This window comes from Thermomonas sp., from assembly GCF_029945965.1.
Lineage (GTDB): Bacteria > Pseudomonadota > Gammaproteobacteria > Xanthomonadales > Xanthomonadaceae > Thermomonas.
This window is the reverse complement of record NZ_JAQSDO010000006.1, coordinates 242507-255494: the sequence shown is the minus strand read 5'-3', so window position 1 is coordinate 255494 and position 12988 is coordinate 242507. Positions and strand designations below refer to the sequence as shown.

Annotated in this window: 16 protein-coding genes; 8 read left to right on the top strand and 8 right to left on the bottom strand. The window is 63.7% G+C overall.

Going from position 1 to position 12988, the window contains the following annotated elements:
• The first annotated feature begins 94 nt into the window (after nt 1–94).
• Complete coding sequence (sodB, locus tag PSV05_RS02510) at nt 95–673, top strand: superoxide dismutase [Fe] (RefSeq protein ID WP_300060951.1); 579 nt, start codon at nt 95–97, stop codon at nt 671–673.
• 174 nt (nt 674–847) lie between these two features.
• Here the strand turns inward: sodB and PSV05_RS02505 are convergent, their stop codons facing one another.
• On the bottom strand, nt 848–1987 hold the full coding sequence (locus PSV05_RS02505; RefSeq protein ID WP_300060950.1) for a 5-(carboxyamino)imidazole ribonucleotide synthase: 1140 nt from the start codon (nt 1985–1987) through the stop codon (nt 848–850).
• Nucleotides 1988–1999: 12 nt separating this feature from the next.
• Entirely contained in the window at nt 2000–2491 is a 492-nt protein-coding gene (gene purE / locus PSV05_RS02500; protein ID WP_300061354.1) for a 5-(carboxyamino)imidazole ribonucleotide mutase, read from the bottom strand.
• A gap of 89 nt (nt 2492–2580) precedes the next feature.
• Here purE and PSV05_RS02495 point away from each other — a divergent pair, with 89 nt between their 5' ends.
• Genes PSV05_RS02495 through PSV05_RS02485 form a run of 3 tightly spaced genes read left to right on the top strand, consistent with a single transcriptional unit; the run spans nt 2581 to nt 4101 of the window.
• Nucleotides 2581–2850 (top strand): Trm112 family protein, encoded by a 270-nt coding sequence (locus tag PSV05_RS02495; protein ID WP_300060948.1) that lies wholly within the window; start codon nt 2581–2583, stop codon nt 2848–2850.
• Complete coding sequence (gene nadC, locus PSV05_RS02490) at nt 2847–3719, top strand: carboxylating nicotinate-nucleotide diphosphorylase (RefSeq protein WP_300060946.1); 873 nt, start codon at nt 2847–2849, stop codon at nt 3717–3719. The genes PSV05_RS02495 and nadC overlap by 4 nt, the downstream gene beginning before the upstream one ends.
• A gap of 43 nt (nt 3720–3762) precedes the next feature.
• Entirely contained in the window at nt 3763–4101 is a 339-nt protein-coding gene (locus PSV05_RS02485; protein WP_300060944.1) for a DUF3301 domain-containing protein, read from the top strand.
• Nucleotides 4102–4196: 95 nt separating this feature from the next.
• Here PSV05_RS02485 and PSV05_RS02480 read toward each other — a convergent pair whose 3' ends face one another.
• From PSV05_RS02480 to PSV05_RS02455, 6 genes are all read right to left on the bottom strand, one after another.
• Nucleotides 4197–4682, bottom strand: a complete 486-nt coding sequence (locus PSV05_RS02480) for a ClpXP protease specificity-enhancing factor (protein ID WP_300060942.1) — start codon at nt 4680–4682, stop codon at nt 4197–4199.
• Nucleotides 4683–4694: 12 nt separating this feature from the next.
• Nucleotides 4695–5330 (bottom strand): glutathione S-transferase N-terminal domain-containing protein, encoded by a 636-nt coding sequence (locus PSV05_RS02475; RefSeq protein ID WP_300060940.1) that lies wholly within the window; start codon nt 5328–5330, stop codon nt 4695–4697.
• Between the two features lie 108 nt (nt 5331–5438).
• Nucleotides 5439–6182 carry a cytochrome c1 gene (locus tag PSV05_RS02470; RefSeq protein WP_300060938.1) on the bottom strand — a complete coding sequence of 248 codons (744 nt, stop codon included), beginning with the start codon at nt 6180–6182 and terminating at the stop codon, nt 5439–5441.
• The gene (locus PSV05_RS02465; protein WP_300060936.1) at nt 6175–7458 is read right to left on the bottom strand and encodes a cytochrome bc complex cytochrome b subunit; all 1284 of its coding nucleotides are present in this window, start codon (nt 7456–7458) and stop codon (nt 6175–6177) included. Before PSV05_RS02465 ends, PSV05_RS02470 begins: the two co-directional genes overlap by 8 nt.
• A gap of 3 nt (nt 7459–7461) precedes the next feature.
• Entirely contained in the window at nt 7462–8076 is a 615-nt protein-coding gene (gene petA / locus PSV05_RS02460) for a ubiquinol-cytochrome c reductase iron-sulfur subunit (protein WP_300060934.1), read from the bottom strand.
• A 133-nt stretch (nt 8077–8209) separates the two neighbouring features.
• On the bottom strand, nt 8210–9139 hold the full coding sequence (locus PSV05_RS02455; RefSeq protein WP_300060932.1) for a lytic transglycosylase domain-containing protein: 930 nt from the start codon (nt 9137–9139) through the stop codon (nt 8210–8212).
• Nucleotides 9140–9342: 203 nt separating this feature from the next.
• Here PSV05_RS02455 and miaB point away from each other — a divergent pair, with 203 nt between their 5' ends.
• From miaB to ybeY, 4 genes are all read left to right on the top strand, one after another.
• On the top strand, nt 9343–10755 hold the full coding sequence (gene miaB / locus PSV05_RS02450; protein ID WP_300060929.1) for a tRNA (N6-isopentenyl adenosine(37)-C2)-methylthiotransferase MiaB: 1413 nt from the start codon (nt 9343–9345) through the stop codon (nt 10753–10755).
• 1 nt (nt 10756) lies between these two features.
• Nucleotides 10757–11329, top strand: a complete 573-nt coding sequence (locus PSV05_RS02445) for a tyrosine-protein phosphatase (RefSeq protein WP_300060926.1) — start codon at nt 10757–10759, stop codon at nt 11327–11329.
• Nucleotides 11330–11490: 161 nt separating this feature from the next.
• On the top strand, nt 11491–12477 hold the full coding sequence (locus PSV05_RS02440; RefSeq protein WP_300060924.1) for a PhoH family protein: 987 nt from the start codon (nt 11491–11493) through the stop codon (nt 12475–12477).
• 9 nt (nt 12478–12486) lie between these two features.
• Nucleotides 12487–12975 (top strand): rRNA maturation RNase YbeY, encoded by a 489-nt coding sequence (gene ybeY, locus PSV05_RS02435; RefSeq protein WP_300060921.1) that lies wholly within the window; start codon nt 12487–12489, stop codon nt 12973–12975.
• The last annotated feature ends 13 nt before the right edge of the window (nt 12976–12988 follow it).

Genomic DNA, 12988 nt, shown 5'->3' with positions numbered 1-12988 from the left:
TAGAATCCCCCATTGTAAGTGTTTGCGCGGCTGAGGCCGTATCTCGCCACATGCATTCCGCACGTCCCTTCCCACTTTCTCCAGGAGTCTCGTCATGGCCATCGAATTGCCCGCCCTGCCCTACGACCGCACCGCGCTTGAACCGCATATTTCCGGTGAGACCATCGACTTCCACTACGGCAAGCATCACCAGGCCTACGTGACCAACCTCAACAAGATGATCGAAGGCACCGAGTTCGCCGACATGTCGCTGGAGGACATCATCCGCAAGTCGCAGGGCGGCATGTTCAACAATGCCGCACAGGTCTGGAACCACACGTTCTATTGGAACTGCCTGTCACCCAATGGCGGCGGCGAGCCCACCGGCAAGCTGGCCGATGCGATCAACACCACATTCGGCGACTTCACCAAGTTCAAGGAACAGTTCAGCGACACCGCGGTCAAGACCTTCGGCTCAGGCTGGGGCTGGCTGGTGCAACGCGCCGACGGTTCACTGGCCCTGGCCAGCACGCCGAACGCGGCCACCCCGCTGACCGGCGAGGACACCCCACTGCTGACCTGCGACGTTTGGGAACACGCCTATTACATCGACTATCGCAACGCGCGACCGAAGTACGTCGAGGCGTTCTGGAACCTGGTGAACTGGGATTTCGTCGCCAGCAACCTGAAGTAAGCGGACTGCATCCGCTGATATGAAAACGGCCGGAGCGATTCGGTCGTTTTTGTTTGTGCTTCCTTCCCCCGCCTGCGGGGGAAGGTGCCGAAGGCGGATGGGGCTGTCCGATAGCGCGGTAGGCTTGCCCCCACCCCAGCCCTCCCCCGCAAGCGGGGGAGGGAGCAGGAGGCCTCAGCGCAGCGCCTGAATCACCGGCGCGACCTGCGCCTGACGTTCAAGCGCCACACCGACTCGGCCGAGCGTGGCAGCCAGTTCATGCGTGGTATCTGAACGCAAGGTCGCGTGCCCAACCTTGCGACCGTCGCGCGGCTGCTTGCCGTAGTCGTGCCAGTGGCCACCGGGCTCAATCAGCACCGGACCTGCATCCGGCATCGCGCCGATCCAGTTGAGCATGCAGGCATGGCCGAGCATGCGCGTGCTGCCCAGTGGAATGCCGAGCACGGCGCGCAGGTGGTTCTGGAACTGCGAGGTCTCGCTGCCTTCGATCGTCCAGTGACCGGAGTTGTGCACGCGCGGGGCGAGTTCATTCGCCAACAATTGGCCATCCTTGCAGAACAATTCCAGCGCGAGCACACCCACGTAATCCAGCGCTTCGCCCAGTCGACGTGCGTAAGCCAATGCCGTCTCGTTCAAGGCAGCATCAACTGTTGCGGGCGCCAAGCTGGCCGACAGCACGCCATCGACATGCCAGTTCTCGGTCAGCGGCCATGCGCGGAATTCGCCGTCGCGACCACGCACGGCGACCACGCTGAGCTCGCGTTCAAAGGCCACGAACGCTTCCACGATCAGGCCGACGCTTTCGGCCTGTGTGCCCAGCGCCTGCCATGCGGCGTCGATGTCGGCTACCGACTTGATCCGGAACTGGCCCTTGCCGTCGTAACCCAATCGGCGCGTCTTGACGATGCAGGGCAAACCGATTTCAGCGACCGCGGCGTCAAGCTGTTCACGGCTGGCAATCGCCGCAAACGGCGGCACCGGTATGTCGAGTTCGCGGAACAGGGTCTTTTCCGCCAGCCGGTCCTGCGCCACTGCGAGCGCGCGCGGGATCGGGAATACCGGCACGCGCTCGGTGAGCCAGCTCGCGGATTCGGCGGGCACGTTCTCGAAATCGAACGTGGCCACATCGACCCGCGACGCGAATTCGGCCAGTGCAGCCTGGTCGGTGTAATCGCCGACGACCATCGGCGCGAACTGGCCAGCGCAGGCATCAGCCGCGCTATCGAGAACCAGAAAACGCAGGCCCAGCGGCGCACCGGCAAGCGCCATCATCCGGGCCAGTTGGCCACCACCAAGAATGCCTACGGTTGTCATCGACACGTCGTCTTATTTACGGGGGTCGTCGTTGCGGGCGACATCGTCGGTCTGGCGCTTGCGAAACTCCGCCAGTGCTTGTGCGATATCGGCATGGTCATGCGCCAGCAATGCCGCTGCGAACAGCGCCGCATTGGCGGCGCCTGCATTGCCGATGGCGAAGGTCGCAACCGGGATCCCGGCCGGCATCTGCACGATCGACAGCAGCGAGTCCATCCCGTTCAACACTTTGCTCTGCACCGGCACGCCGAGCACCGGCACCACGGTCTTGGCCGCCAGCATGCCCGGCAAATGCGCGGCCCCGCCGGCACCGGCGATGATCGCGCGCAGGCCACGCAACTGCGCGCTTGCGGCGTATTCAAACAACACATCCGGCGTGCGATGCGCGGACACTACACGCACTTCGTGCGGCACGCCCAGCGACTCAAGTTTTTCGGCGGCGTGCTGCATTGTCTCCCAATCGGAGCGCGAGCCCATCACGATGCCGATCAGGGGCGTGTCCATTGCTGGCGTGACTGGCATGGCTGTGTCCGGCGCTAAAACGCTATTCTACCGATCCCCATCCCTTATCGGCATAGCCGAGCGGAATCGACATGGATCGCAAACTCCTGGACATCCTGGCCTGCCCCGCTTCGCGGCAGCCACTTGCCATGCTGGATGCGGCCGGCATGGACGCGTTGAACCACGCGATTGCGGCCGGCAACATCCGCCGCGCGGATGACACCGCGCAGTCCGAGCCCCTGCGCGAAGCGCTGCTCACCCGCGACCGCAAGACCGTGTATCGGATCGACGATGGCATTCCGGTGCTGTTGGTCGAGGAAGGCATCGCAACCGCGCAGGTCGAGGGCTTCCCGAAAACATGAGCGCAGGCGTTGCGCCACCACCGAATGAATTGATCGAGGCTGATGTAGCCACCGCGCTGGCCGAGGACATTGGCAGCGGCGATGCCACGGCCAGTCTGCTGGACGATGCACCGGACCATGCCTATCTGCTGTGCAAGGAAAATTGCGTAGTCGCCGGGCGGCCGTGGTTCGACGCCTGTCACCGCGCGCTGGATTCGGATGTGCGCATCGACTGGCATTGCGAGGAAGGCGACCGGCTTGCAAAGGGCACGGTGGCAGCGACACTCGTCGGCCGGAATCGCAGCCTGGTCACCGCCGAGCGCGCATCGCTGAATTTCCTGCAGACGCTGAGCGGCACTGCAACCGTGACTGCAGCCTATGTCGACGCGGTACGTGGCACCGGCACGCGGATCCTCGATACCCGCAAGACCATACCCGGTCTTCGTTTTGCTCAGAAATACGCGGTGCGCGTCGGAGGTGGCATGAACCACCGGATCGGCCTGTTCGACGCGATGATGCTCAAGGAAAACCACATCCGTGCGTTCGGATCAGTGTCCGCAGCCATCAAGCGCGCGCGCGCGCTGCATCCGGAACTACCGCTGATCGTGGAAGTGGAGACGCTGGCTCAGTTGCGCGAAGCCCTGCGAACGGGTTGTACACGCGTGCTGATCGACGATTTCGATGCCGATACGCGTCGCGAAGCGGTGCGCATCGCCCATGCTGCTCCGTTCAATGGAGCGATCCCGCTGGAAGTGTCCGGCGGGGTGGATTTGGACACGGTGCGTGCAATTGCCGGGGACGGCGTGGACTGCATCTCGATCGGCGCGCTGACCAAGCATATCCATGCCATCGATTTTTCGCTGAAGCTTGGCCTGCCGCCGGGCGAGTGACCCGGCTCTTGCGCTTACGCGAACTCGCCACCACAGTAAGCCGATGCCTACCTTGCTGATCCTGATGATCGTCGGCGCTGCTGCGTTCTTTTTCTTCAGCAGCGCGCGCGGCGCCGCTGAACGCGCCGCTGAAATCGGCCGTGACGCCTGCCATGCGGCGGGCGTGCAGTGGCTGGACGAGTCGGTACACGCAATCGGCATGCGCCTGCGCCGGAACGACGATGGCTGGCTCGGGATCGAGCGCAGTTTCCGCTTCGAATATTCCGACGATGGCCAGAACCGCCGTATCGGCCGGGTAGTGTTGCAGGGCCAGCGACTGGTCGGTTTCAGCGGGCCCAGCCGGGCCGCGCAGGCAGTGGTGCAGGCGTTTCCGCTGCAGTAGGAGCGCGGTTTACGGCGCGACCGAAGCCCACCCGGTCCTGTAGGAGCACCGTTTACGGCGCGATAGAGCCACGAATCGCGCCCTGAAGGGCGCTACTACTTCACGATCCGCAGGTGGCTGCCGCGCTTGGGTGGCTCGCTCGGGCGGTCGGAGCCATTATCGTCGTTGCCGTCTTCCACCAGTTGCGGATCACCCGCATCCGATTCGACTGCAACAGGCGCGGATGCTGCCGAAGAGGTGGTATCGGCATGCGCCTCTTCCGGCAACGCCATGCCCTGCCCGGTTTCCCGCGCATAGATGGCGATCACCGCCTCCAATGGCACGCTGACGACCTGGCTCACGCCAGCAAAGCGGGCGGTGAAGCGCAACACATCATTACCCAGCTCAAGCTTGGCGACCGCACGCTCGGCGATATTGAGCACGATGCGGCCGTCCTTCACTGCATGCATCGGCACCCGCACGCCGGACATGGCGGCATTGACCAGCACATGCGGGGTCATGCCGTTATCGGCGATCCATTCGTACAGTGCCCGCAACAGGTACGGGCGCTGGCTGCTCATCTGCAGGGTGTCTTCGCCCATCTCAGACGACCATCAAACGGGCATGTCGTGCAGGGTCTTTTCCTGCTCGGTCAGGCTGCGGATGAACCCGGGATTGCGGAAGATGCGGTTGCCGTAGTCCTCGATCGCCTTGCCATCCTTCGGCAATGGCACGCCCAGCGAACGCAGGCGCCAAATGATCGGTGCCATCGCACAATCGGCCAGGCTCATTTCGGTGTTGAGGAAAAACTTGAATGCCTTGAACAGCGGCACCGAGGCGGTCAGCAGTTCCTTCAGGCGCTTGCGCCCGGCATCAGCCTGCTGCTTGTTGCCCAGCTGGATGGCCTGTACCTGCGGCACCCAGTCGTGCTCGATGCGCAGCATCGCCAGTCGCAAGCGTGCGCGCGAGAGTGGATCGACCGGCATCAGCGGAGGATGCGGATAGCGTTCGTCGAGGTACTCGCTGACCACCGACGCCGCGTACAGCACCAGATCGCGCTCGACCAGGGTCGGCACCGAGTGGTACGGATTGAGGTCGATCAGGTCTTCCGGCGGATTCTGCGGATCGACCGCAATCATGTCGTAGGTCACGCCCTTGGCGGCCAGCACCAGGCGGACGCGGTGGCAGAGGACGTCATCGACCGAGGAAAACAGGGTCAGGGCGTTACGCATGCGTGGACTCACAGCCATCATCAGAACAACTCCTGCAGCCAGCCCCCGCCAGCCGCACTTGCGCCACCTGCACGATGCAGGAGGCCGCCAAGCGTCGTTCCCGTTGCTGCGTGAAGCCCCGCTGCGTCAGTGAACGTCCCGCCAGTATTCCGTCTTCAACAACCAAGCGATGAAAGTGAACAACGCCAGGAACAGGATGACCCAGACGCCGATGCTCTGGCGCTTCAGCGCCGCGGGCTCACCTGCGTATTCCAGGAATGCGGTGATGTCGCGCACGGTCTGGTCGAACTGGGCGGCATCCTGGCTGCCCGGCTGCGACAGCGTGAAGCCTTCGACCGGCGTTTCGCCGAATGCGTTCTTCTCACCATGCACCGGCTGTTGCAGGCCTTGCAGCTCCCACAACGGATTTGGCATCGAGGCGTTGGCGAACAGCTTGTTGTTCCAGCCTACCGGGCGGCTTTCGTCCAGGTAGAACGACTTGAGGTAGGTGTAGATCCAGTCGCTGCCGCGCACCCGCGCGATCACGCTCAGATCCGGCGGCGCCTTGCCGAACGCGGCCACGCCCATCGCCTCGGTCATCGGCGAAATCACGTGGTCGCCGATCTTGCCGCCGTTGAGATTCAAGTTGGCCTGCACCTGGTCCTCGGTCAGGCCGAGGTCCTCGCCGATGCGGGCATAGCGCAGGTATTGCAGCGAATGGCAGCCGCTGCAGTAGTTCATGTACAGCTGGGCACCACGCTGCAGTGAGGCCTGGTCGTCGAGGTCGGCACCCGATTGCTGCAGGCCTGCGGTTTCACTGGCCAGTGCGGTCAGCGAGATCAGCAGGCCAGCGGCGAACACCGCGGCGCGGGAGGCGAAATTCTTAGTCATGCATCGTCACCCGTTCCGGCACCGGCTTGGTCCTGTCGAGCTTGGTCCATACCGGCATGGTGATGAAGAAGGCGAAATAGAGGAAGGTCAGCACGCGGCCGATGATGGCCTCGACCGGGTCCGTGCCCGGGCCGGCACCAATCTTTGCCAGCCACAGGAAACAGGTCGCGAACATCAGCAGCATCGCCCAGCTCAGCATTCCGCGATAGCGGTAGGACTTGACCGGCGACTTGTCCAGCCACGGCACCAGGAACAGCATCACGATGGCGCCGAACATCACAATCACGCCCCACAGCTTGATCCCGAAGAACGAGGGGATCACCCGCAACATCGCGTAGTACGGGGTGAAGTACCACACCGGCTTGATGTGCGCCGGGGTCACCAGCGGGTTGGCGACGGTGAAGTTGTCATGCTCCAGGAACCAGCCGCCGAAGGTCGGCGCGAAGAAGATGATGAAGGCGGCGATGATCAGGAAGATGCCGACGTAGAACGTGTCCTTGACCGTATAGTACGGGTGGAATGGCACGCCGTCCGCGGGCGCACTTGGCGACCAGCGGTTGCCCTTGGGGCCCTTCTTGATTTCGACGCCATCGGGGTTGTTGGACCCGACTTCGTGCAGTGCACCCAGGTGCAGGACGATCAACAGCAACAGCACCAACGGCATTGCGATGACGTGCAGCGCGAAGAACCGGTTGAGGGTGGCGTCACCCGGATTGAAGTCGCCCATGATCCATTCGGTCAGGCCGGTACCAATTACCGGGATCGCACCGAACAGCGAAATGATCACCTTGGCGCCCCAGTAGGACATCTGGCCCCACGGCAGCACGTAGCCCATGAAGGCTTCAGCCATCAGCACCAGGTAGATCACCATGCCCAACAGCCAGACCAGTTCGCGTGGCTTCTGGTAGCTGCCATACATCAGCCCGCGGAACATGTGCAGGTAAATCACCACGAAGAGCAATGATGCGCCGGTGCTGTGCATGTAGCGGATCAGCCAGCCCCACTCCACGTCGCGCATGATGTATTCGATCGAGCCAAACGCTTCCGCCACGCTCGGCTTGAAGTGCATGGTCAGGAAGATGCCGGTGATGATCTGGTTGGCAATCGCAACCGTGGCGAGGACGCCGAAGATGTACCAGATGTTGAAGTTCTTCGGCGCGTAGTACTCGGTCATGTGCTTGCGGTACATCGGCATCAGCGCCGGTGCGCGCGCATTGACCCAGTCCGCCACAGTAGTTGCGGCGCCGGTTGCTGTACGGGTGATCTTGTTTGCCATGGCTTATGCGGCTCCCGCGCTACGGGTGGAAGCGGGATCAACGCCGATGACCACGGTGTTGTCGTCCTGGAAGTGGTACGGCGGCACGGGCAGGTTGGCAGGGGCTGGCTGCCCCTTCAACACGCGACCGGCGAGGTCGTAACGCGACTTGTGGCAGGGGCAGAAATAACCGCCCTTCCAGTTTGGGTCGAACGGTTCCGGCTTAACTTCCGGCAGGAACTCAGGGGCGCACCCCAGATGGGTGCAGACCCCGACCAGCACCGCGATCTCCGGCTTGATCGAACGGGTCGGGTTCTGCGCGTAGGCCGGTTGCTGGTCGACATTGGACGAATTCGGATCGGCCAGTGTGCTGTCGAGAGTTTTCATCACATCGAGCATGGCCGGGGTACGGCGTGCTATGTAGATCGGCTGGCCACGCCAGTTAAGCACCAGTTGCGCGCCTTCCGGCAGCGCACTGATGTCCACGGTCACCGGCGCACCGGCGAAGCGCGCCCGCGCACTTGGACTCCACGACTTGATGAAAGGCACCGCGACGAACCCGGCTCCGACCGCACCCACCACTGCCGTGGTCGCGGTCAGGAACCTGCGCCGGCCGGTGTTGACCTCTTCGTTGGTCATCCCGCACTCCGAAATGAAATCAAGGCTACGGACTGCCGCACCGCGCTCACGCACGGGGACATGCCGCAAAGACGGGGAAGTGTAACGGAAGCCTTAACGAACCGACAATCCGCATTCACGCGGAACACCCGGATCAGCGCGCGGCCAAGGTCCCGCGATAGCGCTCCGCCAGCAACCCAACCCGCTGCACATAGCGCTGGGTCTCACTGTACGGGGGTACGCCGCTGTACTTGTCGACCGCGCCCTCACCCGCGTTGTAACCCGCCGCGGCCAAGGTCAGGTTGCCGTTGAATCGCTTGAGCAGCCAGGACAGGTACTTCACGCCGCCGCTGATGTTCTGGGAGGCATCAAACGCATCGCTGACCCCGAACCGGCGCGCGGTGGCCGGCATAAGTTGCATCAGGCCTTGCGCGCCCACCCGCGACAGCGCGTTGGGGTTGAACGCGGATTCGGCATGGATGATCGCGCGGACGATGGCCTCGTCGACCCCGTATTCGCGCGCCGCAGTGGCTATTTCTGCCTGGTAGGCCGCGGTATTCAGGCGCACGCTGGCGAAACTCACGCCCGGCTTGGCACCGCAGGCGTAGCAGGTTTCCATGTAGCTGTACTGGATCGTGCGCAGTCCGCTGATGCCGGCGGCGCCCTTGGGACGGGCGCTCGTGTAGTTGCGGATTCCACCCTTGACGTAGGAATACACCTGCCCGCGGATCAGGCGCGGACCAGCGCTCGATGCAACTTGCGCAGGAGTGGCCGCGACGGCCGTGGATCGCGTGACCGGAATGCTGGCGGTGACCGGCGATCCCGCAATTGTCGCCGGCGGCGTTGCATTGCCCATGGCCGCAGCTTTCGGCGGGTACACCGTCGCCACGCGTGCCCGGGGCTTGGTGCGCTGTGACTTGTAGCTGCCGACCAGCTTGCAGCTGGCGCCACTGATCCGCTTGTTGGAGTAGGTGGTGCTGCCGTCGCCGGTATCGCAGCGGTAGACATTGCCGGCAATGGCGTTCGCTGCCGGCATTGCCAACAGCGCGCAGCCCAACAACAGGAATGTGGCGACCCGCTTCATGGACGCAGTCTCGCGCCTTCACACCATCATTACAAGTTCTTGATTTTGCGGCACGTATTCACAATGCAGTCGCGCCCGTAGCGCCGCGCTTGCAGAGCGTTGGGTAGCCAGAGCAGCCGCCCCAAATGCCGCCGCGGCGTCTGCTAAGCTCGCGCGCACCTTAGACCCGGCCCGGATTCACCACCGCGCCCCCGGAGACCCGCATGACCATCGAAACACTGGATTCCGCGCCCGCGGCATCGACCCCGCGCCTCACCAAAGCCGCCAACGCACCGAAGAAGCTCTTCATCGAGACCCACGGCTGCCAGATGAATGAGTACGACTCGGCCAAGATGGCCGATGTGCTGGCAGCGTCCGATGGCATGGAACTGACCACGATCGCCGAAGAAGCTGATGTGATCCTGGTCAATACCTGCTCGATCCGCGAAAAAGCCCAAGACAAAGTCTTCAGCCGGATCGGCCGCTGGAAGTCGCTGAGAAAAAACGGCGAGAAGGTGCTGATCGGCGTGGGCGGTTGCGTGGCGAGCCAGGAAGGCGCCGCCATCGTCAAACGCGCGCCTTACGTGGACCTGGTGTTCGGACCGCAGACCCTGCACCGGCTGCCGGAGCTGATCCGCGAGCGCCGTGAAAGCGGGCTTCCGCAGGTCGACATCAGCTTCCCGGAGATCGAGAAGTTCGACCGCCTGCCTGAACCGCGCGCGGACGGCCCCAGTGCGTTCGTCTCGATCATGGAAGGCTGCAGCAAGTACTGCAGTTTCTGCGTGGTGCCCTACACCCGCGGCGAGGAAATCAGCCGGCCGTTCGAGTCCGTATTAGTCGAAGTCGCCCAACTGGCCGCGCAGGGTGTGCGTGAGGTCAACCTGCTGGGCCAGAACGTCAACGCCTATCGCGGGCCGTATGGCGAGGGCGAAGTTGCCGATCTGGGTCTGCTGATCCGCACGATTGCCGAGATCGACGGCATCGGCCGAATCCGTTTCACGACGTCACACCCACTGGAGTTCAGCGACTCACTGGTCGATGCCTATCGCGATGTGCCCAAGCTGGCCAATTACCTGCATTTACCGGTGCAGTCCGGCAGCGACCGCGTACTGGCAGCGATGAAGCGTGGCTACACCGCGCTGGAGTTCAAGCAGAAGTTGCGCAAGCTGCGTGCGGTGCGGCCGGGGATTTCGATCTCTTCGGACTTCATCGTCGGCTTCCCCGGCGAGACCGAGGCCGACTTCGACAAGACCATGAAGCTGATCGAGGACGTGGGCTTCGACCAGAGTTTTTCCTTCATCTACTCGCGTCGCCCTGGCACGCCGGCGGCGGACCTGGAAGACGACACTTCGGGCACCGACAAGCACGCGCGGCTGTCGCGGCTGCAGGCGCACATCAATGCGCATGCCGCCGGTATCTCGCAGGCGATGGTCGGCAGCGTGCAGTCGGTGCTGGTCGAGGGTCCGTCGAAGAAAGATCCGAACGAACTGACCGGCAAGACCGAGAACATGCGCCCGGTGAATTTCGCCGCGGCTCCACATCAAGATGCACCGCGCCTGATTGGCCAGTTCATCGACGTGCTGATTACCGAGGCAATGAGCAACTCGTTGCGCGGGCGCGTGCTGGCGGCGGACTGACGTGCGAAACACCTTGCTGCCACTGGCATTGGCCCTGGCGCTAACCGGCTGCGTCACTGCTCGTCCCGCCGCGACCCGGCCCGTCGACTGGGCGCAACCGGTGGTGCAGGCGCAGCTGCCCAACCTGCAGCGGGTCGACGACGGCCTCTGGCGTTCCGCCCTGCCCCGTCATCCCGACGCCTCGACACTGCACGCGCTCGGCATCCATACCGTGGTCAACCTGCGCCCGCAGTCCGATCCACCGTGGTTCGCCGGCGCCGATATCGCCACCCGGCAAATCGGCATCGACACCTGGGATATTGATGAGGCACAGGTGTTGCAGGTACTGCGCATCACGATCGACCCGGCGCAGCGACCCGTGCTGATTCACTGCACCCACGGCGCCGACCGCACTGGCCTGATGGTCGCGGCCTATCGCATGGTCGTACAGGGCTGGAGCGAGGCCGATGCCGAGCGCGAAATGATTCGCGGTGGTTACGGCTACCACCTGGTCTGGATCAACCTGCCGCGCGTGCTGAGGCGGCTGGATGTGGCGAGGATGCGGCGCGAACTCGGACTGCCTCCCGCAGCCTGATCAGGCAAGGCGCGTCAGTCCAGGCGCCTCAGTCAAATCGTTTTCGGAAACGCAGGATTGCGCGCCACTGCATGCTGCAACTGATTCTTGTCGCCCCAGTAACAGTTCAGCGGGACCGGGCTCGGATGGCCACGCCGTGGCCAGAACGCTACTCTGTGCAGATGCAGACCCAACGTGATTTCACCCTGGAACCCGACGACATCGAACGCTTGGCGAATATGTCAGGCCCGTTCGATGCACACCTGCGCATGATCGAACTGCGGATGGGCGTGGAGATCGCCAATCGTGGCACCGTGTTCCGCATAAGTGGGCGCGATGCCGACGCGGTCGCGCGCACTGAGCGCGTGCTGCACCAGCTGTATGCCGATGCCGCTGACGAAACCCTCGACGAGCACGCGATCCACCTGCACCTGGGTGCTCAGCTCGACGCTGCCGACTCGTCATCCGCGATGGATTACGTGCCGCAGGAGATAGCTGTGCGGGTCAAGCGTGGCACCGTGCGCGGACGCGGTGACAACCAGCAGAAGTACCTGCATGCGATCGCCACACACGACATCAATTTCGGCGTGGGTCCGGCCGGCACCGGCAAGACCTTCCTGGCCGTGGCGATGGCGGTCGAGGCGCTCAACCAGGCACGCGTGCAACGCCTGATCCTGGTGCGTCCGGCAGTGGAAGCCGGCGAGAAGCTCGGCTTCCTGCCCGGCGACCTGAGCCAGAAAGTCGACCCGTACTTGCGCCCACTGTACGACGCGCTGTACGAAATGCTCGGCGTGGACAAAGTCGCGCGACTGCTGGAAAAGAACGTCATCGAAATCGCACCGCTCGCCTACATGCGCGGCCGCACCCTCAACGATGCGTTCGTGATCCTCGACGAGGCCCAGAACACCAGCATCGAACAGATGAAGATGTTCCTGACCCGGCTCGGCTTCGGCAGCACCGCGGTGGTCACCGGCGACATGACCCAGGTGGATCTGCCCAAGCACCAGAAGTCCGGACTCAAGGATGCGGTCGAGGTGCTGCGCGGCGTGGACGGCGTGCACTTCACCTTCTTCGAATCCCGCGACGTGGTCCGGCATCCTTTGGTGGCGCGCATCGTCAACGCCTACGAGGCGCGCGACGCCCGTGATGCGCCACCTGCTTCGGCGTAAACTGCGACGATGACCAAGGGCCCGATCCATCTCGATGTCGGCGTCAGTTATGCCCTGCCGCGCGCGGGCTTGCCGGCGGCGGTCAGCTTCCGCAAATGGGTGGCTGCCGCGCTCGACGGCCGCATCCGTGATGCAGACTTGGCAGTGCGCCTGGTCGGCAACAAGGAAGGCCGCGCGCTGAACCGGCATTACCGCGGCAAGGATTACGCAACCAATGTACTCAGTTTCCCGGCCGAGATCGCCGAGGGCGTGAAGCTGCCCAAGGGCGTAAAGATGCCGCTGCTCGGCGACCTGGTGCTATGTGCCCCGGTGATCGCGCGCGAGGCCAAGGAACAGAAGAAACCGCTGGCTGCACATTACGCGCACCTGACCGTGCATGGCGCGTTGCACCTGCTGGGCTGGGACCACGAAGACACTCGCGAAGCAGAATGCATGGAGCAGCTGGAGCGTGAAATCCTGGCCGGTCTGGGCCTGCCGGATCCATACCAGGAACGCTGAATGCAGCCGCGGC

Coding starts and splice junctions, on each gene's coding strand:
- sodB (WP_300060951.1), top strand. CDS start 95: ATGGCCATCGAATTGCCCGCCCTGCCCTACGACCGCACCGCGCTTGAA.
- PSV05_RS02505 (WP_300060950.1), bottom strand. CDS start 1,987: ATGACAACCGTAGGCATTCTTGGTGGTGGCCAACTGGCCCGGATGATG.
- purE (WP_300061354.1), bottom strand. CDS start 2,491: ATGGACACGCCCCTGATCGGCATCGTGATGGGCTCGCGCTCCGATTGG.
- PSV05_RS02495 (WP_300060948.1), top strand. CDS start 2,581: ATGGATCGCAAACTCCTGGACATCCTGGCCTGCCCCGCTTCGCGGCAG.
- nadC (WP_300060946.1), top strand. CDS start 2,847: ATGAGCGCAGGCGTTGCGCCACCACCGAATGAATTGATCGAGGCTGAT.
- PSV05_RS02485 (WP_300060944.1), top strand. CDS start 3,763: ATGCCTACCTTGCTGATCCTGATGATCGTCGGCGCTGCTGCGTTCTTT.
- PSV05_RS02480 (WP_300060942.1), bottom strand. CDS start 4,682: ATGGGCGAAGACACCCTGCAGATGAGCAGCCAGCGCCCGTACCTGTTG.
- PSV05_RS02475 (WP_300060940.1), bottom strand. CDS start 5,330: ATGGCTGTGAGTCCACGCATGCGTAACGCCCTGACCCTGTTTTCCTCG.
- PSV05_RS02470 (WP_300060938.1), bottom strand. CDS start 6,182: ATGACTAAGAATTTCGCCTCCCGCGCCGCGGTGTTCGCCGCTGGCCTG.
- PSV05_RS02465 (WP_300060936.1), bottom strand. CDS start 7,458: ATGGCAAACAAGATCACCCGTACAGCAACCGGCGCCGCAACTACTGTG.
- petA (WP_300060934.1), bottom strand. CDS start 8,076: ATGACCAACGAAGAGGTCAACACCGGCCGGCGCAGGTTCCTGACCGCG.
- PSV05_RS02455 (WP_300060932.1), bottom strand. CDS start 9,139: ATGAAGCGGGTCGCCACATTCCTGTTGTTGGGCTGCGCGCTGTTGGCA.
- miaB (WP_300060929.1), top strand. CDS start 9,343: ATGACCATCGAAACACTGGATTCCGCGCCCGCGGCATCGACCCCGCGC.
- PSV05_RS02440 (WP_300060924.1), top strand. CDS start 11,491: ATGCAGACCCAACGTGATTTCACCCTGGAACCCGACGACATCGAACGC.
- ybeY (WP_300060921.1), top strand. CDS start 12,487: ATGACCAAGGGCCCGATCCATCTCGATGTCGGCGTCAGTTATGCCCTG.